Origin of the sequence: Moorella glycerini (genome assembly GCF_009735625.1) — a bacterium.
In the GTDB taxonomy this organism is placed as follows: domain Bacteria; phylum Bacillota; class DSM-521; order Neomoorellales; family Neomoorellaceae; genus Neomoorella; species Neomoorella glycerini.
In genome coordinates this window covers 1,889,189-1,911,084 of sequence record NZ_CP046244.1, presented here as the reverse complement: position 1 = coordinate 1,911,084, position 21,896 = coordinate 1,889,189, and the positions used below count along the sequence as shown (strand labels likewise).

The 21,896-nt window shown below is 58.4% G+C and carries 17 protein-coding genes and 1 riboswitch; of the genes, 4 read left to right on the top strand and 13 right to left on the bottom strand.

Features of this window, described 5'->3' with window-relative positions; translation table 11 throughout:
• Positions 1 to 15: 15 nt before the first annotated feature.
• From MGLY_RS09340 to larB, 10 genes are all read right to left on the bottom strand, one after another.
• Positions 16 to 1,341 carry a radical SAM protein gene (locus tag MGLY_RS09340; RefSeq protein WP_156276341.1) on the bottom strand — a complete coding sequence of 442 codons (1,326 nt, stop codon included), beginning with the start codon at positions 1,339 to 1,341 and terminating at the stop codon, positions 16 to 18.
• A 60-nt stretch (positions 1,342 to 1,401) separates the two neighbouring features.
• Positions 1,402 to 1,950 (bottom strand): DMSO/selenate family reductase complex B subunit, encoded by a 549-nt coding sequence (locus tag MGLY_RS09335; RefSeq protein ID WP_156273275.1) that lies wholly within the window; start codon positions 1,948 to 1,950, stop codon positions 1,402 to 1,404.
• Between the two features lie 12 nt (positions 1,951 to 1,962).
• The gene (locus tag MGLY_RS09330) at positions 1,963 to 4,536 is read right to left on the bottom strand and encodes a dimethyl sulfoxide reductase subunit A (protein WP_156273273.1); all 2,574 of its coding nucleotides are present in this window, start codon (positions 4,534 to 4,536) and stop codon (positions 1,963 to 1,965) included.
• A gap of 37 nt (positions 4,537 to 4,573) precedes the next feature.
• The gene (locus MGLY_RS09325; RefSeq protein WP_156273271.1) at positions 4,574 to 5,290 is read right to left on the bottom strand and encodes a TorD/DmsD family molecular chaperone; all 717 of its coding nucleotides are present in this window, start codon (positions 5,288 to 5,290) and stop codon (positions 4,574 to 4,576) included.
• Positions 5,291 to 5,593: 303 nt separating this feature from the next.
• Positions 5,594 to 6,775: a radical SAM family heme chaperone HemW gene (gene hemW / locus MGLY_RS09320; protein WP_156276339.1), complete on the bottom strand. Its 1,182-nt coding sequence runs from the start codon at positions 6,773 to 6,775 to the stop codon at positions 5,594 to 5,596.
• A 190-nt stretch (positions 6,776 to 6,965) separates the two neighbouring features.
• Positions 6,966 to 8,771, bottom strand: coding sequence for a translation elongation factor 4 (gene lepA / locus MGLY_RS09315; protein ID WP_277997838.1), 1,806 nt, complete (start codon positions 8,769 to 8,771; stop codon positions 6,966 to 6,968).
• A 202-nt stretch (positions 8,772 to 8,973) separates the two neighbouring features.
• The gene (ltrA, locus tag MGLY_RS09310) at positions 8,974 to 10,233 is read right to left on the bottom strand and encodes a group II intron reverse transcriptase/maturase (protein ID WP_277997837.1); all 1,260 of its coding nucleotides are present in this window, start codon (positions 10,231 to 10,233) and stop codon (positions 8,974 to 8,976) included.
• A gap of 630 nt (positions 10,234 to 10,863) precedes the next feature.
• The gene (ltrA, locus tag MGLY_RS09305) at positions 10,864 to 12,123 is read right to left on the bottom strand and encodes a group II intron reverse transcriptase/maturase (protein WP_277997837.1); all 1,260 of its coding nucleotides are present in this window, start codon (positions 12,121 to 12,123) and stop codon (positions 10,864 to 10,866) included.
• Positions 12,124 to 12,730: 607 nt separating this feature from the next.
• Positions 12,731 to 13,069, bottom strand: coding sequence for a phage holin family protein (locus tag MGLY_RS09300; RefSeq protein WP_054937298.1), 339 nt, complete (start codon positions 13,067 to 13,069; stop codon positions 12,731 to 12,733).
• 52 nt (positions 13,070 to 13,121) lie between these two features.
• Entirely contained in the window at positions 13,122 to 13,877 is a 756-nt protein-coding gene (gene larB / locus MGLY_RS09295; protein ID WP_156273267.1) for a nickel pincer cofactor biosynthesis protein LarB, read from the bottom strand.
• A 68-nt stretch (positions 13,878 to 13,945) separates the two neighbouring features.
• Here larB and spoIIP point away from each other — a divergent pair, with 68 nt between their 5' ends.
• The 3 genes from spoIIP (at position 13,946) to MGLY_RS09280 (ending at position 15,667) form a co-directional block, all read left to right on the top strand.
• Positions 13,946 to 15,022: a stage II sporulation protein P gene (gene spoIIP / locus MGLY_RS09290; protein WP_170291002.1), complete on the top strand. Its 1,077-nt coding sequence runs from the start codon at positions 13,946 to 13,948 to the stop codon at positions 15,020 to 15,022.
• A 52-nt stretch (positions 15,023 to 15,074) separates the two neighbouring features.
• On the top strand, positions 15,075 to 15,338 hold the full coding sequence (gene rpsT / locus MGLY_RS09285; RefSeq protein WP_054937301.1) for a 30S ribosomal protein S20: 264 nt from the start codon (positions 15,075 to 15,077) through the stop codon (positions 15,336 to 15,338).
• A 125-nt stretch (positions 15,339 to 15,463) separates the two neighbouring features.
• Positions 15,464 to 15,667 (top strand): hypothetical protein, encoded by a 204-nt coding sequence (locus tag MGLY_RS09280; RefSeq protein ID WP_156273265.1) that lies wholly within the window; start codon positions 15,464 to 15,466, stop codon positions 15,665 to 15,667.
• 13 nt (positions 15,668 to 15,680) lie between these two features.
• On the opposite strand, the gene holA is transcribed toward MGLY_RS09280, so the two are convergent.
• The 3 genes from holA to MGLY_RS09265 form a co-directional block, all read right to left on the bottom strand.
• Positions 15,681 to 16,676, bottom strand: a complete 996-nt coding sequence (holA, locus tag MGLY_RS09275) for a DNA polymerase III subunit delta (RefSeq protein ID WP_156273263.1) — start codon at positions 16,674 to 16,676, stop codon at positions 15,681 to 15,683.
• A gap of 80 nt (positions 16,677 to 16,756) precedes the next feature.
• Positions 16,757 to 18,055 (bottom strand): phosphomethylpyrimidine synthase ThiC, encoded by a 1,299-nt coding sequence (thiC, locus tag MGLY_RS09270; RefSeq protein ID WP_156273261.1) that lies wholly within the window; start codon positions 18,053 to 18,055, stop codon positions 16,757 to 16,759.
• A gap of 56 nt (positions 18,056 to 18,111) precedes the next feature.
• A riboswitch (TPP riboswitch) is annotated at positions 18,112 to 18,217 on the bottom strand.
• Positions 18,218 to 18,389: 172 nt separating this feature from the next.
• On the bottom strand, positions 18,390 to 20,786 hold the full coding sequence (locus tag MGLY_RS09265; protein WP_156273259.1) for a DNA internalization-related competence protein ComEC/Rec2: 2,397 nt from the start codon (positions 20,784 to 20,786) through the stop codon (positions 18,390 to 18,392).
• Between the two features lie 118 nt (positions 20,787 to 20,904).
• On the opposite strand from MGLY_RS09265, the gene thiM reads away from it, so the two are divergent.
• Positions 20,905 to 21,708, top strand: coding sequence for a hydroxyethylthiazole kinase (gene thiM / locus MGLY_RS09260; protein ID WP_156273257.1), 804 nt, complete (start codon positions 20,905 to 20,907; stop codon positions 21,706 to 21,708).
• The last annotated feature ends 188 nt before the right edge of the window (positions 21,709 to 21,896 follow it).

The window sequence follows — 21,896 nt, the reverse complement described above, 5'->3', positions numbered from 1 at the left end:
CTCCTCCTTTTTGACTTAAATGTCGGTTTCCGGATTAAATATTATCGGGCGCGTCAGGTCGACCTTCAATTCCCGCAGGTAGCTGCCGTCCCGGCGTTTCTCCATCACGCTGGTGGAAATACCCACCTCAATGTCGTGTCCCGCCAGCTCTTGAACCTTGCTGATATGAAATTCAAGATAACGGTATTGCTTATTGATGGTATACTGGTCGTAATTAATCTTCTTAAAGACTTCCAGGACCCGGGGAATGTCGTCACCGAACACCTTGGCCGATTTAAAGAAGTAATCCCGGGGCGAGAAATACAGGGTGGCGGCTACTTCCTGGCCGTAGTTTTGCTGGTAAATCTGGCCGGTGTTTTTATTTTCCAGGGAGCAGTAGTGAACGCCCAGCTGCAACCCCTTCTCCAGGGCAAAGGCTAATAACTCCAGGCAATCCAGCTCGCTCCCGGCTACCGGCAGCCCCCCGCCGTACCAGTAGTTGTAAAGCACCCGGTAAGGGGGGGTCTTGATCTTATACCCCCTTTCGTTGTATATTTCCACGTTATTAAAGGGAAAACAGAACTCGAGCAAATTTACGCCAAAGATGCCCAGGCGGTCCAGTTCCAGCAAAACTTCCTGCATGGGTTTAACTGTGCCGGGCAGGACGGGCATTTCCACCATTACCCGGGGAACATACTTCCTGGCCAGGGCGATATGCTCGTAAGTACGCCGCCGCACCCCTTCCGGGTCATGCAGCCTGATACTAAAGCGGATTTCATCCAGGCCGGCCCTTTGCAATTCTGCCAGGATCTCTTTGCCGGCCAAGTCGCCGGCCGTATAGAGCCGGGTATAAACACCTGGAAATTTCTCCTTGGCGGCGCGGAAGAAGGCCAGGGTTTCTGCCGGGTGGAGGAGGGGTTCTCCCCCTGTCAGGGCCAGGTGGTTTATTTCCCGGCCGGTTTTTTGTAAAAACTCCAGTTCCTGAAGGCAATCCCTTTTATTATGGGAGTAGTAATCGTAATTCTCCTGGTTGGGGTTAAAGCAAAAAAAGCAGCGGCGGTGGCATTGAAGGGAGATGAAAAAGGTCAGGCTCCCCACGCCCTTCTGGCAGGCCAGGCACGCCGGGGAAATACGGTTGATATACAGGCTCTTAGCGTCGTTGCGGACGACTACACCCTTCCGGCGCAAATCCTCTATTCGCCGCCGCGTCTCTTTATGGCAATTCTCCCGGGCAACGTCTATACCGCTACTCCGGACTTGTTCCATAAATTCTTCGTAAATCTGCGTATACATCCCGGCGTATTTCGCCAGGGCAGGGTTTTTGATCTGGGACAGGGTTTCCTGGCAGATATCAATAATCACATTCGCCACCCCTGTTGATGGCCACCGGCACCCCGGGGTTAAAGGGACCGTTTTCCGCTCTTATTTCCTGGCTGCATCGGCCGGTTTAATGGTAATAGAGGGATGGGTTATACTGGCGGCCGGCAGGCCTTTGATGTCCGCCGTGCCACCGTATTTCCGCCGCAGTTCCTCAATATCGCCGCAGTCCAGGGCGCGCATTATGCAGGCGGCGACGCAGGCCGGTTGTTCGCCCCTGTCAATTAAATCCGCGCACAGGTTACACTTGCCTACTTTACCCTCGGACGCGATATATTGCGGGGCACCGTAGGGGCAGGACCAGACGCAGTAGCGGCAACCGATGCATTTATTCCGGTCCTGCATGACAACGCCGTCTTCCCTTTTATAGAGGGCGCCGGTAGGACAATTCCGGACACAGGGCGCCTGGGCGCAATGGTTGCAACCCAGGGAGATGTGGTAAAACCAGGGGTGCGGGAACTTGCCGCCTTCTACGGTATAGACCTGGCGGAAGAGCACCCCTGCCTCCAGGTTATTCTTATCTTTACAGGCGACCTGGCAGGTTTTGCAGCCGATGCAGGCAGTCATGTCGTAGTAAAAGCCCAGTTGAGCCATTATCCCGCCTCCCTAAAAAACGATGCGCAGGGGCCATTGGTCGTCAGGCGGCAAGGGCGCCCCGGTCCATCTTTCGACCTGGACATTGCAGGAGTTCCAACCCGAGGTCCCCTGACCCGTAGGGATGGCCCCGCAGAGGATATTATCGGCACCGGCTTTATCGATACCCGTCTTTTCGTCCATCTCCACCCAGGCGCCGTGGGGACAGGCGACTACCCCGGGCATTATCCGTTCCGTCAGGTGTACCGGGCGTAAAGTCTTACCGTGCCGGCTGGTTATCAGGATGGTGTCTCCCTCTTTAATCCCCCGCGCCGCGGCATCGACTGGATTCATCCAGGCATGGTTGGGGAAGGCCTCCCGCAGCCAGGGGATATTGTCGAAGACCGAGTGGGACCGCCGGAGATAATGGGGCGTAATTAGCTGCAGAGGATAATCTCCCTTAATCTTTTTGGACCAATCGGCAAAGGTGTCCTCATAACCCTCCCGGGGCGGGTTGTAAGCTGGTATGGGCCTGATTTCCGTCCAGCCTTTATCCTTGACCATTTTGGCCAGGGCCTGGGAATAAATCTCCAATTTACCGGTAGCAGTCTTTAAGGGGTGGCCCTGGGGGTCCTCACGGAAGTCCTTCAGGGCGATAAAGCCCAGTTTGTCGCCGGGTTTCCGGGGTACCTGGTAAATCCCCTTCTCCTGGAATTCCTGTAAAGTGATCCGGCCCTGCTGGGGCTCGCCCTGGACGCCCCAGGCGGCGATGTCCGCTGCCGTAATGGTCAACAGCTTCTCAAACCCGGAACCGTCCTCCTTCATTACCTTGGCCCCGGCCAGCTGGTTGAAGAGCTGCTGTTTGGGGGAGATTGGGTAAGCCTGCCGGGGGTCAAGGCCCAGCCTCCTGGCGATCTCGATAGCGATCCACTGGTCGTCCCGGGCTTCGTATAGCGGTTCGGTTATTTTAGTGTAGTAGATTAAAATTTCCCGGTTGCCGGTAAGGAGTCCCCCTTCCCGTTCCCACTCGGTAGTCACCGGGAGAACCACGTCGGCATACCTGGAGTTGGTCGTCAGGAACTGGGAATGGGAAACAACAAATTCCACCTTGCGATGGGCCTCAATGCCTTTAATCATCCCGTCCCGGGTCTGCAGGGTGGCGCCGCCGCCGTGGTAGATCATCTGGATATTGATCTCCCGGATGTCGTTATAACCGGCGGTGTATTTACCTTTGAGAATCGCATCCCAAATCTCATTATCGTTGATGCTGTCGGCAACTGGATTTTTAATGCCGGGCAAACCGCTGCTGCCGGGGAGAACCAGGGGCGGCCCGCCGTCAGCGGTGCTTCGATGGCAGCTGACACCCGTCATCCGGCCCGGCTGGCCGATGTGGCCGGTCATGCAGCCCAGGGTCATGAACATCTGCGGCCAGGAATCACTGTTGCGGACCCGGGCCGGCGCCCAGCCGGTGAGGAGGGCGACCCTTTTGGTGGTAGCGATCTCCCGGGCCAGGCTGCGTATCCTTTCGGGGTCGACGCCGCAGATCTCCGCCGCCCACTCCGGCGTCTTGGGCACGCCGTCATAAGTGCCCAGGACATAGTCTTTAAAGTTTTCTTTGGGGTCCACCCCCGGCGGCATGTGGTCGGCATCGAAACCAATGGTGCAGCGGTTCAGGAAGTCCCAGTCGATTAACGGGTTGGTGCCCGGGTCGTCTTCTGTAATCAGGGTATAGGCCATACCCAGGAGCATGGCGTGGTCGGTAGCCGGCCGGATGGGGATCCACTCCCCTCCCAGGACCCGGGCCGCGTCGGTGTAGATAGGGTCGATAAAAATGAATTTAGCCCCGGCCTTTTTGGCCTGCAGGTAGTTATAGGTGGGGTTGCCCAGGCTGCTCCAGGCCGGGTTGGCTCCCCAGAGGACGATAAGCCGGGAATTGCGCAAGTCAAAGCGGTCGTTGTGGCTGAAATTAAAGTAACCATCCGCCAGGCCGATGATGTCACCGGTGTAACGCCAGGAACCCCAGGAGGTAGTACCCCAATGGGATACATAGCCGCCGTAGAGGGCCAGGATATTGCTGATTTCATTGCCGCCGCCGACAAAGATAGCCCTGCTGCCGTATTTCTCCTTGATCCTTTTAATCTCGCCGGCTACAATGTCCAGGGCCTCATCCCAGGAAATGCGCACCCATTCGTCCCGGCCCCGGAGTTCCTTCCTGCCGCCCCCCGGCTCCCAGTGCTTGCGCTTCATGGGGTACTTCAGCCGGTCGACGCCGAAGACCTGCTTGCGCTGGGAACGACCCCGGGCGCAGCCCCGCTGCTGGGGGAAATCAGGGCTGTCGGGATGGGTGTCATCGGTCTTTTGCCGCACGACCACACCGTCAACTACATAGGCTTTATTCAGGCAGCGGCCGCCGCAGTTATGCCAGCAGGCGGCGGAAAGCCACCGGCCTTCCTTACGGGCCAGCCGGGCCGCCTCTTCGCTGGAAACTTGAGTCAAACCACCGCTGCAGCCCGCCAGGGTAAGGGCTGCCGAGGCAACAGCCGTCGATTTCAGGAAAGCCCTGCGGTTCATTTTGTATTCCAGGGCTTTTTCGATGAGATTACTCATGCTCCCCTCACCTCCGATAAAGTCCCGTTACGCCCTCTCAAGCAATCGCCTGCAAAAGTTCTGCTGTGGCCTGCCGGTCCAGATGGATAAATCCCTTCAGCAGGCGGGCCATCCCCTGGTAAAAATCAGTGGCCGAGCTATGCATTACATCCCCGGCAAACCGGGGCACCCATTTCAGGATGTGATCAGCCAGAAATGCCTCCTGGTCTTTGAGTATGGCCGCAGCTCCCGCAGTATCCCTGAGGGCCATTTTCCCCGCCACCATTTCGCTCAACCGGAACATGAATTCCAGTTCCAGCCCCAGGTGGTCATCGGCCTCCTGGTGATAGTTCCTGGGGATAAAGCCGTAACTAAGATAGACGCGTCTGACGGCCAGGGTTTCTGCCTGCAAAAGAAGGCGCTCGTCATTTAGATAGGCCGATTCCCACGGTGGTGCCGGGAGTTGGTAGGGGCCAACGAACATCCGGGTATAATCCCACCGCAACCTCTCCAACTCTTCACCCCGGCCGTCCGCCGCCAGGGAGGTATACCTCTCCAGGTATTTATTTACCTGATCCACCCCGGCCCCGATTTCCCGGTTTTCTGCAGTGAAGGGAAATACCTGGATCAAGGCATCCCCCGCCAAGAGATCGAGGAACTCCCGGGCAGGCTCCTGGATAAAGGTGGTGCGCAGTAAGTTATAAGCAAACATCCTGTCCTCGCAAAGGATCTGGATGCCTTCCCACTTGCGGGCCAGGTTGTCCGCCGGGGTCATGGGCCGACCTCCCCTCAGATTTACGAGTGTCCTAACGTTCACATATATAAAAAGAATTATCGCCTTGATTACAAGGTTATTTCAACATCCCTGGATCTCTTTCCTTTGTCTCAGTCTGCAAGTCTTGCCCATTAATTTTTGTACTGGCATACAAAACAAAAGCAAAAGCTGCCTGCCCTGGCCAACCGGCCCTAATATAATGCCGCCAGCGAAGCCCTTGCTGGCGGCAACTTCATGGGAGGGTCGCATTTGCTGTTTGTGCTGGCGCATCGGTAGCGGTAAAGGTACTGGCCCCTGGCCTTTTTAAGATGGACAGGAACTAGAGACAAACTGCACAAAAACTTCATTGGCCAGGGGCAAACCCTTTTCGGTGAGCCTTAAATGGCCGTTTTTTTCCTCTACCAGTCCTACCTGGTAAAGCTGGTCCAGCTCCCGGGCATAAATCTCCCGGGCGTCAATCCCGAAACGCTGCCGGAAGGCCTGCAAGTCGACGCCGGCCAGCAGGCGCAGGCCCATAAACATGGTTTCAGCCATCTGCTGGCGGGGTGTTAAGGTTTCTATTTCCGCCCGGGGTAGCTGGCCGCGGGATAAGGCGTCCCGGTACAGCTGCAGGTCGCTGAAATTCTGCCAGCGCTGGCCCTGCCAGGAGGAGGCTGCGGCCGCCCCCAGGCCCAGGTAGGGCTGGTTAAACCAGTAAGTGAGGTTGTGGCGGCACTGGTACCCCGGCCGGGCGAAGTTGGATATTTCATATTGCCGGTAACCGGCAGCTGCCAGCCTTTCCCGGGCTTCCTGGTACATGGCCAGTTCCAGTTCTTCCCCGGGCAAGGGTAACTCGCCGGCAGCCGCCAGGTTACCCCAGGGCGTACCTTCCTCCACCTGGAGGCTGTAAGCGGCAATATGCTCGGGCTGCAGGGCAATGGCTTCCTTTAAGGTAGCCCGCCAGCCGTCCAGGGTCTGGCCCGGCAGGCCGAAGATCAGGTCCAGGTTGATGTTATTAAAGCCGGCCCGGCGCGCCAGCTCGCAGGCCTGGTAGATGTCCCGGCGCCGGTGGATGCGGCCCATGGCACCAAGGAGGTCGTCGTCAAAGGCCTGGGCTCCTAGGGAGAGGCGGTTCACCCCAGCGGCCCGCAGGTCCCGGAGTTTAGCTTCATCTACCGTGCCGGGGTTGGCCTCTATAGAAACTTCTGCCCCCGGCTGCCGGCCGAAGTAGCGGGCCGCTGCCTCCAGGACCTGCTCCAGATCCCGAGCGGGGAGCAGGGTCGGGGTACCGCCGCCGATATAAACAGTGGCCGCCGGCCCCGGCTGCCACTTCTGGGACATCAGCTCCATTTCCCGCTCCAGGGCGCGGCAGTAGGCGGACATTTCCTCCGGTGACCGGCTGGGATAGGAGACGAAGTCGCAGTAATGGCACTTGCGAATACAGAAGGGTATGTGGATGTAAATATGACTGGCTTTGTTTTCGCTCGCTCCCTGGCCCTTGCGGATTGGCCTAAGGTTCAGCCTCAGGCTCAGGCGGGGTTCCCGGCCTATTCGGCGTCCTTGCCTCAAAGGCCGGCCGAAGGCCTCGCTGTCCTCGGCCCCGCCCTCGCTCTTCGGCTTCACCAAGGCCAATTCGCCGCTCGGGCCAAGTCGCTCGCTCCAAACTAAAGCCAGTCTTAGATATGATGACCACAGCCTACGACTTCCCTACCTTCAGCACGGCCATAAAGGCCTCCTGGGGGATGTCCACCGTGCCCACCTGTTTCATGCGCTTCTTGCCTTCCTTTTGTTTCTCCAGGAGCTTGCGCTTCCGCGTCACATCGCCGCCGTAACACTTGGCCAGGACGTTTTTGCGCAGCGCCGGGATGGTTTCCCGGGCGATGATCCGGCTGCCGATGGCGGCCTGGATGGGCACGTCAAAGAGCTGGCGCGGGATCAGCTGGCGCAGGCGTTCCACCAGGGCCCGGCCGCGGTGGTAGGCCTGGTCCCGGTGGGTGATTACCGACAGGGCATCCACCACTTCATTATTAATAAGGATATCCATCTTTACCAGCTCCGCCGGCCGGTAGCCCTTGACTTCATAATCCAGGGAAGCATAGCCCCGCGTCCGGCTCTTAAGCTGGTCAAAGAAATCGTAGATAATTTCCGCCAGCGGCAGGTCGTATTTTAAAGCCACCCTTTTCTCGGAAAGGTAATCCATATTAAGGAAAGTACCGCGTTTTCCTTGGCAGAGTTCCATTACCGGCCCTACATATTCCCTGGGCGTCATGATGGTGGCCTCGACATAGGGCTCTTCAATATGGTCAATCAAGTTAGGTGCCGGCAGGGCGGTGGGATTGTCAACCATCTCCACCCCGCCGTCGGTCCGCACCACCCGGTAGACTACGCTGGGCGCGGTAGTTATGAGTTCCAGGCCATACTCCCTTTCCAGCCGCTCCTGGATAATCTCCATGTGCAGCAGTCCCAGGAAGCCACAGCGAAAGCCGAAACCCAGGGCCACTGAGGTTTCCGGCTCAAAGCTTAATGAGGCGTCATTTAACTGTAGCTTTTCCAGGGCATCCCGCAGGTTGTCAAATTGTTCCGAGTCCACCGGGAACAGGCCGCAGTAAACCATGGGCATGACCTTGCGGTAGCCCGGCAAGGGCTCCCTGGCCGGCCGGGTGGCGCTGGTGATGGTGTCGCCGACCCGGGTATCCTTGACATTTTTAATGCTGGCGGAGAGAAAGCCCACCTCGCCGGCGGCTAGTGTTGTGACCTGCCGCGGCGCCGGGGTGAAAATGCCCACCTCATTAACTTCAAATTCGGCCCCCGTAGCCATGAAACGGATGCGGTCGCCCTTTTGCACCTGGCCCTCGACAATCCGTATATAGGGGATAGCCCCCCGGTAGCTATCAAAGATGGAATCAAAAATCAGCGCCTTTAAGGGCGCTTCCCGGTCGCCCCGGGGCGGGGGAATGCGCCGGACGATGGCCTCCAGGATCTCTTCCGTCCCCACCCCGGTTTTAGCCGAGGCCAGGATGGCTTCACCGGCGTCCAGGCCGATGACGTCTTCTATCTCGCGGCGTACCCGTTGCGGCTCAGCATTGGGCAGGTCGATTTTATTGATAACCGGGATAATTTCCAGGTTGTGTTCCAGGGCGAGGTAAACATTGGCCAGGGTCTGGGCCTCAATGCCCTGGGCCGCGTCAACCACCAGCAGGGCACCTTCACAGGCCGCCAGGCTCCGGGATACTTCATAGGTAAAGTCCACGTGTCCCGGGGTGTCAATCAAGTTTAAAACATATTCCCGGCCGTCCCGGGCTCTATAGTTCAGGCGGACCGCCTGGAGCTTGATGGTGATGCCGCGCTCCCGTTCCAGTTCCATGGTATCCAGAACCTGGTCCACCATCTCCCGCTTGCTCAAAGCGCCGGTATACTCCAGGAGGCGGTCGGCCAGGGTGGACTTGCCGTGGTCAATATGGGCAATGATGCAGAAATTACGGATATTTTTTTGCTCTGTCACTAAATAACTTCCTCCCCCACGCAAGTCGGAAGCAAGATGCATGAAGTCTGATGTCCAAATTCCCGTGGAAACTGGCGGCGCCGGTTTCCTTTTTTAAAAGTCTCACTGGTGGGTTAGCTCTATTATTATAACATCGAGTAGGAGGGGGCGGCTAGCCCCCGTCCTCTCACACCACCGGACATGCGGGTCCGCATCCGGCGGTTCACCAAGCTTGACGAAGATAAGAATAGCGCTCGGTTAAGCTCATCAGGCCCTGGGATTGCCAGTAGGCATTGCCCAGGGCTCTATTCATTGGCCCATGGGCCATCCGCCACAGCCCTTTGCGGGCATTGGCGAATTCATGCACTACCCATTCCGGCAATCCCAATGCGCGTAGTTCGCGGTACCTGGTCCGTACTCGCTTCCACTGCTTCCAGAGACACATGCGCAGCCTCCGCCGCGTCCAGCTTTCTAAGTTCTTAAAGATGCTGGGCGTGTCGGCCAGGGCGAAGTACCCTATCCAGCCGCCCAGGTAGGCGTTCAGGCGCTCTATGCGCTCGGCCATCTTTAAGGGTTTATTCCGGGCGGTTATCTCCCGGATTTTCGTTTTCACCCGGTCGATGGTCTGCGGCGCCAGGCGGATAAGGATTACTCCTGCCTTGTGTTTGTACATGCTGAACCCCAGAAATTTCAGCTTCCACGGCCGGTCTACCGCGCTCTTCTGCTCGTTGATCTTGAGCTTCAACCGCTCCTGCAGGAAGTTGCGGATACTGGCCATGACCCTTTCTCCTGCCCGTTTGCTTTTGACGTAGATGTTGCAGTCATCGGCGTAACGGACGAACTTGTGGCCCCTCTTTTCCAGTTCTTTGTCCAGGTCGTCCAGGAGTATGTTGGCCAATAACGGGCTTAAGGGTCCGCCCTGGGGCGTTCCTTCTGCCGTCTCCATGACCACTCCGTTTACCATGACGCCTGCCTGGAGATAGCGGCGGATAAGGGTAAGTACCCTCTTATCTGCCACTTTCCGGGCCACCCGGGCCATGAGGATGTCGTGGTTTACCCGGTCGAAGTATTTCTCGATGTCCAGGTCCACGGCCCATTCGTATCCTTCTTCTACGTATTGCCGCGCCTTCTTTACCGCATCATGGGCTTTCCTTCCGGGACGGAACCCGTAGCTGGCCTCTGAGAACTGCGGTTCGAAGATGGGCGTCAATACTTGCAGGAGGGCCTGCTGGATTAGGCGGTCCATTACGGTGGGTATCCCTAACATCCGTTTGCCTCCCCCGGGTTTCGGGATTTCGACCCGGCGCACGGGCTTCGGTCTGTAGGTTCCCGCGAGCAGTTCTTCCCGGATGCGCGGCCACTCGGCGCGTATTTGGTCCCGCAACCGTTCGGTCGGGATGCCGTCCACACCGGGCGCGCCTCCGTTCCGCTCTACCCGTTTCAGCGCGGCCAGCATGTTCTCCCTGGCCACCACCTGCTCCATCAGGCCGCTACCTTGGCCTCCGCGAGGTGACGTCCCGCTTTGTGCCGGAGAAGAACTCGGCCCTCCCGCGCTCCCCCGTGGCTTCACCACTTCTTCCCGCGGGCAGGCCCCTTGCGGGGTTTTCTGCTGTCTCTGTCCTTCTCGCGAACGCACCGGTTTCACCTCTGACTTGATGTTCGGGCCTTCCCCTGGAGTTCATGACCCCCAGGGTACTATGCCCTCTGCTGACTCCTGCCGGTTCAGCCGTACCTTCCGATACGGTTTACCAGCTCTCCCTGGCTTATCCGGCAGGCCTCCCCGGGTAAGAGCGTTAACCTTCGCCCCGTGCCCGCCCCATATACTCTACCGTCCCTTGGCAGCCTGGGATTTCGCTGTGTTCCGCCAGCTTATCCGAACGGTCTAGCCTCGTATGGGGTTCTTGTTCATCGGGCCGTGGCTTTGCCTCCGGCTTCCTTCGGATCCCACCTCGCGATGGACACCCTTGCCTTTGGCTAGCAGACTGGTGCTGCCTCGCCTGCAGTGGACTTTCACCACTAAGTTAACGCCCATGCCGGGCGCACATCGAGTAGGAGGGGGCGGCTAGCCCCCGTCCTCTCACACCACCGGACATGCGGGTCCGCATCCGGCGGTTCACCAAGCTTGACGAAGATAAGAATAGCGCTCGGTTAAGCTCATCAGGCCCTGGGATTGCCAGTAGGCATTGCCCAGGGCTCTATTCATTGGCCCATGGGCCATCCGCCACAGCCCTTTGCGGGCATTGGCGAATTCATGCACTACCCATTCCGGCAATCCCAATGCGCGTAGTTCGCGGTACCTGGTCCGTACTCGCTTCCACTGCTTCCAGAGACACATGCGCAGCCTCCGCCGCGTCCAGCTTTCTAAGTTCTTAAAGATGCTGGGCGTGTCGGCCAGGGCGAAGTACCCTATCCAGCCGCCCAGGTAGGCGTTCAGGCGCTCTATGCGCTCGGCCATCTTTAAGGGTTTATTCCGGGCGGTTATCTCCCGGATTTTCGTTTTCACCCGGTCGATGGTCTGCGGCGCCAGGCGGATAAGGATTACTCCTGCCTTGTGTTTGTACATGCTGAACCCCAGAAATTTCAGCTTCCACGGCCGGTCTACCGCGCTCTTCTGCTCGTTGATCTTGAGCTTCAACCGCTCCTGCAGGAAGTTGCGGATACTGGCCATGACCCTTTCTCCTGCCCGTTTGCTTTTGACGTAGATGTTGCAGTCATCGGCGTAACGGACGAACTTGTGGCCCCTCTTTTCCAGTTCTTTGTCCAGGTCGTCCAGGAGTATGTTGGCCAATAACGGGCTTAAGGGTCCGCCCTGGGGCGTTCCTTCTGCCGTCTCCATGACCACTCCGTTTACCATGACGCCTGCCTGGAGATAGCGGCGGATAAGGGTAAGTACCCTCTTATCTGCCACTTTCCGGGCCACCCGGGCCATGAGGATGTCGTGGTTTACCCGGTCGAAGTATTTCTCGATGTCCAGGTCCACGGCCCATTCGTATCCTTCTTCTACGTATTGCCGCGCCTTCTTTACCGCATCATGGGCTTTCCTTCCGGGACGGAACCCGTAGCTGGCCTCTGAGAACTGCGGTTCGAAGATGGGCGTCAATACTTGCAGGAGGGCCTGCTGGATTAGGCGGTCCATTACGGTGGGTATCCCTAACATCCGTTTGCCTCCCCCGGGTTTCGGGATTTCGACCCGGCGCACGGGCTTCGGTCTGTAGGTTCCCGCGAGCAGTTCTTCCCGGATGCGCGGCCACTCGGCGCGTATTTGGTCCCGCAACCGTTCGGTCGGGATGCCGTCCACACCGGGCGCGCCTCCGTTCCGCTCTACCCGTTTCAGCGCGGCCAGCATGTTCTCCCTGGCCACCACCTGCTCCATCAGGCCGCTACCTTGGCCTCCGCGAGGTGACGTCCCGCTTTGTGCCGGAGAAGAACTCGGCCCTCCCGCGCTCCCCCGTGGCTTCACCACTTCTTCCCGCGGGCAGGCCCCTTGCGGGGTTTTCTGCTGTCTCTGTCCTTCTCGCGAACGCACCGGTTTCACCTCTGACTTGATGTTCGGGCCTTCCCCTGGAGTTCATGACCCCCAGGGTACTATGCCCTCTGCTGACTCCTGCCGGTTCAGCCGTACCTTCCGATACGGTTTACCAGCTCTCCCTGGCTTATCCGGCAGGCCTCCCCGGGTAAGAGCGTTAACCTTCGCCCCGTGCCCGCCCCATATACTCTACCGTCCCTTGGCAGCCTGGGATTTCGCTGTGTTCCGCCAGCTTATCCGAACGGTCTAGCCTCGTATGGGGTTCTTGTTCATCGGGCCGTGGCTTTGCCTCCGGCTTCCTTCGGATCCCACCTCGCGATGGACACCCTTGCCTTTGGCTAGCAGACTGGTGCTGCCTCGCCTGCAGTGGACTTTCACCACTAAGTTAACGCCCATGCCGGGCGCACAGAAAGCGGGCCGGGCTAAAAGCCCGGCCCGCCCGGCAGCTCATTGCCTAGCGTAGCTCGGTAGGGACAAAGGCATCAATTACACCGATAACTAGAGCCGCCAGTAAAGCACCCAGGATATTCACGCTTAAGTAGGCGGGGACAATAAATTGAGCCAGATAGATTACTATTGCCGCGACGATAAAGCCGACAATGCCGCGACCATGGGGGGAAATCCGCTTGCCAAGGACGGCTTCTGCCAGCCAGCCCAGGATGGCTATAACGACGGCCGCAATCAGGGCACCGGTGAAACCTGCTACTCTAATGCCGGGAAGGATAAAACCTACCAGCATCAGCACCAGGGCCGAGACAACAAAGCGGACAACGGCGCCTACCCAGTTAGTCATATTTATCACCTCCTACGGGTTCGCCTATAGCATTGCCCAAAAAGGAGGTAAATTATACTTTTTTCAGGCGGGTGATAGCCGTGGCCAGGGCGGCAGCGCCAAAACCGTTGTCAATATTAACGACGCCAATGCCAGCAGCACAGCTATTAAGCATGGTCAGCAGGGCGGCCAGCCCGCCGAAACTCGCCCCATAACCGATGCTTGTCGGCACGGCAATCACCGGCCGGTCCACCAGGCCGGCTACGACGCTGGCCAGGGCACCTTCCATGCCGGCGACGACAATAACCACATCGGCCCGGCGTACCAGTTCCACCCGCCCCAGCAGGCGGTGGATGCCGGCCACGCCGACATCGTAAATTCTCTCCACCTCATTGCCCATTACCGCCGCCGTCACCGCTGCTTCTTCGGCCACAGGCAGGTCGGCCGTCCCGGCGCTTAAAACCGCCACTCTACCACCGGTAGGCTTGATCTCCCCGGCAGCCACCACGATGGTCCGGGCCAGTTCGTTAAATTCGGCCGCCGGCAAGCGAGCGGCAACCTCCTGGTATACTTCCCTGGTAGTCCTGGTTACCAGGACCGTTGAGCCGGCAGCCGCCAGGCGGGAGGCAATGGCCGCCACCTGTTCCTTTGTTTTTCCCTGGCCGAAAATAACCTCCGGAAAGCCGTTCCTTAAAGCCCGGTGGTGATCGACCTTGGCAAAGCCCAGGTCTTCTTCCTTTAAACTTTTTAAATGCCCCATGACGGTGTCCAGGTCAACCTGCCCGTTTTTATAAGCCTGTAAAAGATCCTTAAGTTGGGCCCCAGTCACTGCTCAGCCTCCTAACATTGCCCCTCGTGGTCCGTCCCCAGGTCTAAATTATCCCCTGGAGGAATAAAATGGCTACCAGCAAGGGGGCGGAAAGTTTGCGGATTCACGTTATTACCCGCTGGCAGGCCAGGATCTTTCTATCTCGCCTGGTAAAAGTATTCGTGGCAGTGGCGGTTATTCTTTCCCTGGCTACCGGTACCTGGCGTTTGATTAAAGCCGGCCGCCAGCTATCCCCCGGCGTAAGTTATTCTGCCTGGTTACCCCTGCCCCTGCTGGAAGGCATTTTAAGCGAAGGCCTGCCGACCCTTGCTTTACGCGCGGCCAGCAGCCCGCAAGATAGTTCCAGCAAAAACCTGGCGGCCGCCGCCCGGGTCCTGGCCTCACCCCTGGTAGTTTTCCCCGGCAGTGCCGGGGTAACGCCCTTGCTGACTACCGAGGAAGAGTATGAGTTGCCCCCGCCGCTGCCGGGGGAAAGTGCCCCACCAGCGCCGGCAGAAAGGGAGATCGCCAGCGCCGATAACCCGCTGGTTGCTATATACAACACCCACAATGCGGAATCCTACCAGCCGAGTGAGGGGCAGGCTAAATTTCCCGGGAAAAACGGCGGTGTCAGCCAGGTGGCGGCGGTCCTGGCCGAAACTTTAAGCAAAGATTACGGCATCCCGGTAGTACGTTCAACTACCATCCATGATTATCCCGACTTTACCAGGTCCTATGCCAACTCCGAAAAAACCCTGAAAAGAATGCTGGCGGAAAACCCTTCCGTCCTGGTGGCCCTGGATATCCATCGCAACGCCGGCCTGCCGGCACCACCGGTAGTGGAAATTGCCCACCAGAAAGTCGCCCAGGTGCTCATTATCGTCGGCAGCAATGCCCGCCTGGAACACCCCAACTGGCGCCAGAATGAGGCCTTTGCCCACCAGCTGGCTAAAAAAATGGACGAACTTTATCCCGGTTTATGCCTGGGTGTCCGGGTCCAGGAAGGCCGCTACAACCAGCACCTCCTGCCCCGGGCCCTGCTCTTAGAAGTTGGCAGCGATAATAATACCCTGGAAGAGGCGGAACGCTCCGCCCGCCTGATAGCCAGGGTCCTGGCGGGAGTTATCGAAGACCTGCGGCGGGAGAACCCGGCTCAATCCGGTTAAATGTTGCTTTTACCAGGTTGCCATGATAAAATAAGGCGGGAGGTGAGCTGGGATGCCCAACATTAAGTCGGCCATTAAACGCGTAGAGCTGACCCGCATTCGTACCGAGCGCAACAAGGCCGTCAAATCCCGCGTGAAAACGGCCATCAAAAAATTCCGGACGGCCCTGGAACAGGGCGATAGTGCCGCTGCCGAAAATTTGCGCCAGGCCATTCGCACCATCGACAAAGCCGTTACCAAAGGCGTTCTCCACCCGAACACTGCCGCCCGGAAAAAATCAAGGCTGCAGCGCCTGTTCAACAAAACGTCGGCTTAATCCCATGGCTTAATTTGAGCAACATAACCCCCGCCTATCCAGGGGGTTTTTAATTTACCCGGAATTTTCCCCCCTTCATCATGCCATAATAAAAACAGGCTTGCAGAAAGGGGGGACTTTAATTTATGCCGGAAAAACCTGGCACCGCTAAAGAGCGGCCGGAAAAAGAAGCCAACCGGAAGGGCATTGCTACCGAAGGTACCCCGGGTACCGCCTATGAATTTGCTACCGAAATTGCGACCCCTGGTACTAGAGCAGCTGGTACCGTCAGGAGTACTGCCGGAGCAGTCCGGGAAAAGGACCAGAAGCGACCCGCTGGTGAAGAGTAAAGGTGGGGGAGCATTAATGCTCCCCTTTAATAATAGTCCAGATAGCTTTTTCCAGCAGGGGGCCGGCTCCACCCTGCCCGGTCTTGATCCCGGTATCTACCTTTAATAATTCCTCCAGGGCCCGGCCGGCAGCAGGCAGGGAAAAATTGCGGGCCTGGGCGGCCACCTTCTGCACGACAAAGGGTTTTACTCCCAGCCTGGCGGCCAGCTCGCCTTTATCCGCCGCCAGGTGGTACTGGTAAATCAGGCGCAGCTGGCGGGCCAGCATGGCCAGGATGCTTAACGGGGCCTCGCCTTTTTCCAGCAGCCGGCGCAGGGAGTTAATGGCCAGGGTGGCATTGCGGTTCCCCAGGGCGTCTACTAACTGGAAGATGGTAGCTTCCGCAGCCGCGGCCGGTACCAGGGCCTCAACATCTGACGGTGTAATGGTACCCGGCTGCCCGGTATAGGTCATTACTTTATATAACTCATTCCTGGCCAGGCGCAGGTCTCCCCCGCCGGCCTGGGCCAGGGCCCGGGCAGCCGCCGGGTGTAAATTATAACCCTGCTCCCGGGCCTCCCGCTGTAACCACTTCTCCAGTTCTGCTGCCTTAAGGGGTAAAAATTCTACCACCCGGCCGGTCTGCTGGATTAGCTTCACTAGCTTCAAGCGTTTATCAATACTGCCATTAACTGCCAGTGCCAGGCAGGTCGTCGGGGCCGGGTTTTCCAGGTAAGCCAGGAGGTCCCCTTCCCCGGCCTTCAATATTTCTGCCGCCGGGTCTTTTACTACCACCAGGCGCCTGGGCGCCAGGGCCGGCAGGGTAGTGGCCAGGAGGACTATCTTTCCTGCTGATAGCTCCCTGCCGTCCAGTTCCTGGTAATCAAAGGCCGCCGCTTCTGCTGGGACCAGCTTTTCCCGGAGGGTTTTTAAAGCCCGCTCCAGGAGATAACTCTCGTTACCATAAAAGAGATATACCGGGGCTATCTTACCTTGTTCCAATTCCCTGTCCAGTTCCTGCCAGTCCAAATGATAAGCCCTCCCTGGCACGAATCCCTATGGGGAAACCTTTGCTATGGCGCTGGCCCCCAAAAGGTTCTCCCTTCATTTTAGCACTTTTCTACCGGCTTGCCCAGGTACTCTCCCACCAGGCGCATGGCACAAAAGTCGCCGCACATAGAACAGGCAACGGCGGTAGCTTCATTGCGGTTCCGGCGATACTGCCGCGCCTTTTTGGGATCAATGGCCAGCTCCAGCTGGCGCTCCCAGTCCAGGGCTTTGCGGGCGCGGGCCATCTCCCGGTCCCATTCCCAGGCCCCGGGGATACCTTTGGCCAGGTCGGCGGCATGGCCGGCAATGCGGGCGGCCATTACCCCTTCCCGGACGTCAGCCAGGGTGGGCAGGCCCAGGTGCTCGGCCGGGGTGACATAACAGATGAAGTCCGCTCCCGCCGCTGCTGCCAGGGCGCCGCCAATGGCCGCCGTAATATGATCGTAGCCCGGGGCGACATCGGTTACCAGGGGGCCGAGGACATAAAAGGGCGCCTCATGGCAGAGCCTTTTCTCCAGCAAGATGTTGGCCTGCACCTGGTTTAAGGGTACGTGTCCCGGCCCTTCGACCATGGCCTGGACGCCCGCTTCCCGGGCCCGGTCTACCAGTTCACCCAGGATAATTAACTCCTGGATCTGGGCCCGGTCGGTAGCATCGGCCAGGCAGCCGGGCCGGAGACCGTCGCCCAGGCTCAAGGTGACATCATAACGGCGGGCAATCTCCAGCAGGCGGTCGTACTGGGCATAGAGGGGATTCTCTTCCCCATGGTGCAGCATCCACCCTGTCAGGAAAGAGCCACCCCGGCTGACAATGTCGGTAAGGCGCCCTTCCCGCCGCAGGCGGTCGACCACTTCCAGGGTAACGCCGCAGTGGACGGTGATAAAGTCCACCCCGTCTTCGGCCTGCCTTTCGATTACTTTAAATAAATCCTCGGCCGTCATCTCCACCAGGGCGCCGTATTTTTCCTGGGCCTCCACCGTGGCCTGGTAGATGGGCACCGTGCCGACGGCAACCGGGGAATGGGCAATAATTTGCCGCCGGCACTCATTAATATCGCCACCGGTGCTTAAATCCATGACGGCATCGGCCCCGGCGTCCAGGGCTTCTCTAAGCTTTGCCAGTTCCGGCTCGATATCCGGGTAGGCCGTGGAAGTCCCCAGGTTGGCATTGACCTTGGTCCTCAAGCCTTTACCAATGCCGCATGGTTCCAGGTTGCGGTGATTTTTATTGGCCGGGATCACCACCCGGCCGGCAGCCACTGCCGCCATCAGGTCTTCTACCCGGATACCTTCCTTCGCCGCCACCTTTTCCATGGCCCGCGTTACCTGGCCCACTCGGGCCGCCTCTATTTGCGTCATTTGCGTTTACCCCCTTCTTTAATAAAAAACACCTGCGGCAAGCAGGTGATCTTCATAAACCTTTGACCCCACTTCCCTCCGCTGGTATGACCCAGATCAGGTTCCAAGGGTTAGTGCACGGTTAGCACCTCTCAGCCCTCACGGGCACCCCCGGGGTGAGTATGCAATTTTCCCCGGCCCTTGCCGGGGCACGTGGTAATTCAAGGTCTACCCTGAAAATAACTTTGCCCCAGGCCGGCATTGTTTGGCTCACGCCTTATAAAAAAATATTCGACCTTAGTTAACTATTTCCTTCTACGCGCCATGGTTCTTTTTAGCAACCAGGTAAATATCCTTAGTGGATGGTGGTATTAACCTGCCAGCGTTCCCCATCGCTCTTGATTATAATCGCCCCCTGCCTGTCGGTACGGTAGACGGGCACACCCATCTCCTGCCAGTAGCTTAAAATTTCCGGCGCCGGGTGGCCGAAATTATTCTTCTCCCCGACGGGGATCACCACCACCTGCGGGGCCACTTGTTTTAAAAACTCCCGTTCCAGGCCGTAGCGGCTGCCGTGGTGGGGCACTTTGAAAACGGTGCTGCGGACATCTGCCCCGTTTGCCTTAAGATCGGCCATGGCTTCGGCCTCGATATCGGCACTCAGGAGCAAGCTGAACTGCCGGTAAATTACCTTCAGCACCAGGGAGTTGTTATTGCTGTCAGAGTTGCTGCCGCTGATTTCCCGGCCGGGGTGCAGGACCTGGATATTGAGATCCGGGTCCAGGGCCAGGGCATCGCCGCGTCCCGCTTCCTGCCAGGGGATCCCCCTGGCCTGGAGTTCTGCCAGGAAGGGACGGTAGGCGTCCAGCATGGCCCCGCGGAGGGGCGGGACGACCACCAGGGACACCGGCATTCCCCGGACTACGGCCGCGAGGCCGCCTATATGATCGGCATCAGGGTGGGTACTGACCACCACATCCAGGTGCCGTACCCCCTGGCGGTGGAGAAAAGGTACCACCACCCTTTCCCCGACGTCAAAATCGCCCTGGTCGTAAGGCCGGCCGCCGCCGTCAACCAGGAGGTGCCGGCCGGCAGGGGTGGCCAGGTAAATAGCGTCCCCCTGGCCGACGTCAATAAAGGTTACCTTGAGTTCCTCCTGCCGGCCCGGTGGATAAAGAAAAATCATGAAGGTGGCCAGGGTAAGGATGGCCAGCAGGCCCAGCTCGCGGCGATGCCACTGCCACAAAGCCTGCCAGCGGGGTTCATGGCGGCGCAGCCAGAATTCCCGCAAAAGGATTAGGGCCAGGTAATAACCGGCCACGGCCAGGGGTGAAGGTGTGGCTAGAGGTATAGTGATGCCCGGGAGGCCGGCCAGGCGTTCCAGGAAGGCCAGGAGCAGGCTGATAAGGGGGCCCAGGGCTACAGCTACCGTTACAGCCAGGGGTAGACTGATGAGGGCCAGGGTAGAGGCAGCCAGCCCCAGGGTTACAATACCCCCTACCAGGCCGGCGGTAACAAGGTTGGCCGGGAGGCTCAAGAGGGAGACAAAGTTAAAATAATAAGCCACCAGGGGCAGGGTGGAAGCCTGGGCCGCCAGGGGGACCACCAGGTAAACCCGCCAGGCCGGGAGCCAGGCCAGGAGGTCATCCAGCAAAGGATAAAAATAAACAATGCCCCAGGCGGCGGCAAAGGACAGCTGGAAGCCGCTGTCATACAGGGAACGGGGGCGGAAGAGCAAGATTACCAGGGCCGCCAGGGCCAGGGCGGTGTAAAAGTCCCGCCGCTCCCGGCGAAGATAGGCTATCAACCCCAGGCCGGCCATGATGCTGGCCCGGTTGACCGAGGGGGTAAAACCGGTGCCGGCGGCATAAAAAACCAGCCCCGCCAGCCCCAGGACCACTGCCGCTCCTGGCTTAAGACCCAGCAGGCCGGCTATGGCCATCAGTATAAGTAAAACAAGGGCCGTATTAGAGCCGCTGACGGCAAAGAAATGAAAGACCCCCAGGGTTTTGAAGGTATCACTGTCAGTATCTGTTAACTCATTAACATCCCCGAAAAGGAGGGCTGCCAGGATCCCTGCCTGGCGCGGCGGCAGGGCGGCGGTGATTGCTGTTTTTACCCTGGCTTTAGCCGCCAGGGCCAGGCGCACCAGGGGATGGCCCGGCTCAGTTCCCAGCTTGACTATGGCCCGCGGGTTATCTATTAACATCCGGTTATAGATATACTGCCGCGCCAGGTAGGCGCGGTAGTCCAATTCGCCGGGATTACGGGCCGCCGGCGGGGCCGCCAGCTGGCCGTGGACGCGGAGGACGTCACCGTAACGGTAAAGTACAGGTTCCCCGCCCTTTGCCGACCGGTAAAGAACAACCTGGACCTTTTCCCTTACCCTTTTATGGTAGTCTCCCTGCCTTATCTCCCGGGCCGCCAGGGTATAGACGACGCGGTTGGGGTAAACCCGTGGTTCCTCTATTACCACACCGGTCAGGTCGAGGAAGGTCTCGCGGTCGCCGGTAAGCCGGCTCTGGTGATGGCTGCTGTCCCAGGTGCTGATCAAGAGGCCCAGGGCCATAAAATCGGCCAGGAGCAATACCTGCCCCTCTACCCGCCGCGGCGGCTGCCGGAAAAGGTAAACCAGAGCCAGGAGGATTACAGCCAGGGCAAGGGGCCAGGCCGGCCCCACTGTTATTCGTGAGGCCAGCAGCAACCCGCATATATAGGCCAGGGTAGCCCGGACTAAAGGTGCAGCAATCATAAGGCAAATTTCGCCAGGAAGGCTAAAATTCCTGCTGGCATTTATACTTCCATTGCTTGAACTTTGTGGTATACTGAAGTTCAACAAGGTAATAAAGCTCCTTGAAAGGAAGGGTATTATGAACTGGGGAGAACAGGTGGCTGCGCGACGGCAAAGGGTATATGAACAACGGCCGTTAGTCCATCATATTACCAATTTAGTGGTAACCAATCTTACGGCTAATGTAACGCTGGCCATCGGCGCCTCGCCGGTCATGGCCTATGCCAGGGAAGAAGTAGCTGATATGGCCCGCCTGGCCCAGGCGGTAGTACTGAATATGGGAACCTTGACGGGAGAGGTAGTAGAAGCGATGCTCCTGGCAGGTAAAGCAGCCAATAAGGCCGGCATCCCTGTAGTTTTCGATCCTGTAGGAGCCGGGGCTACGCCTTTCCGCACCCGGACGGCGCAAAGAATTATCAAGGAACTGCATATCGATATCCTGCGCGGCAATGCGTCGGAAATAGCCAGCATAGGTGGTTTTGGCGGGCATACCAAAGGAGTAGATGCCGCAGGGGCTCCTGCCCGGGTGGCAGACATGGTCAAGCAAGTAGCCAGGGATTTAAATACTGTGGTAGCGGTTACGGGAGCTACCGATTACATTAGTGATGGCGAACGCTTGCTGGCCGTGGACAACGGGCACCCGCTGCTGACTCTTGTTACCGGTACCGGCTGTTCTGCCACCTCCATAATTGCCGCTTTCCGGGCAGTGGAAGATGATGGTGTAACGGCCAGTACCGCGGCCCTGGCCTATTATGGGCTGGCGGCTGAAAGGGCGGCAGCAGCCAGCCAGGGACCGGCCAGCTTCCAGGTAGCCCTCCTGGATACGCTTTATAATTTAGCCGGCGAAGAACTCGCCCGGGGAGTAAAAATACGCGCCTTGTAAACTGATAATCTTAGCTATATCAAATATTCTATAGTTGCCCGGGGTAGATAGGCAGCTACCATCTCTTTAAAAAACGACTCAATCTCTGTTTTTACTTTGGCGGGGTAAACATATTTACCGTAACCCCGAGTTCGACAGTTGCTAGGTGAATAATAAGCGCAACAGCTTGTTGCGCAAGGGTTTCAGGG

What these genes read in the sequence shown, in the direction of transcription:
- MGLY_RS09265 (WP_156273259.1), bottom strand. Translation starts at nt 20,786, where the DNA reads ATGATTGCTGCACCTTTAGTCCGGGCTACCCTGGCCTATATATGCGGG.
- rpsT (WP_054937301.1), top strand. Translation starts at nt 15,075, where the DNA reads ATGCCCAACATTAAGTCGGCCATTAAACGCGTAGAGCTGACCCGCATT.
- thiM (WP_156273257.1), top strand. Translation starts at nt 20,905, where the DNA reads ATGAACTGGGGAGAACAGGTGGCTGCGCGACGGCAAAGGGTATATGAA.
- thiC (WP_156273261.1), bottom strand. Translation starts at nt 18,055, where the DNA reads ATGACGCAAATAGAGGCGGCCCGAGTGGGCCAGGTAACGCGGGCCATG.
- MGLY_RS09300 (WP_054937298.1), bottom strand. Translation starts at nt 13,069, where the DNA reads ATGACTAACTGGGTAGGCGCCGTTGTCCGCTTTGTTGTCTCGGCCCTG.
- ltrA (WP_277997837.1), bottom strand. Translation starts at nt 12,123, where the DNA reads ATGGAGCAGGTGGTGGCCAGGGAGAACATGCTGGCCGCGCTGAAACGG.
- spoIIP (WP_170291002.1), top strand. Translation starts at nt 13,946, where the DNA reads ATGGCTACCAGCAAGGGGGCGGAAAGTTTGCGGATTCACGTTATTACC.
- MGLY_RS09330 (WP_156273273.1), bottom strand. Translation starts at nt 4,536, where the DNA reads ATGAGTAATCTCATCGAAAAAGCCCTGGAATACAAAATGAACCGCAGG.
- MGLY_RS09325 (WP_156273271.1), bottom strand. Translation starts at nt 5,290, where the DNA reads ATGACCCCGGCGGACAACCTGGCCCGCAAGTGGGAAGGCATCCAGATC.
- ltrA (WP_277997837.1), bottom strand. Translation starts at nt 10,233, where the DNA reads ATGGAGCAGGTGGTGGCCAGGGAGAACATGCTGGCCGCGCTGAAACGG.
- MGLY_RS09280 (WP_156273265.1), top strand. Translation starts at nt 15,464, where the DNA reads ATGCCGGAAAAACCTGGCACCGCTAAAGAGCGGCCGGAAAAAGAAGCC.
- MGLY_RS09335 (WP_156273275.1), bottom strand. Translation starts at nt 1,950, where the DNA reads ATGGCTCAACTGGGCTTTTACTACGACATGACTGCCTGCATCGGCTGC.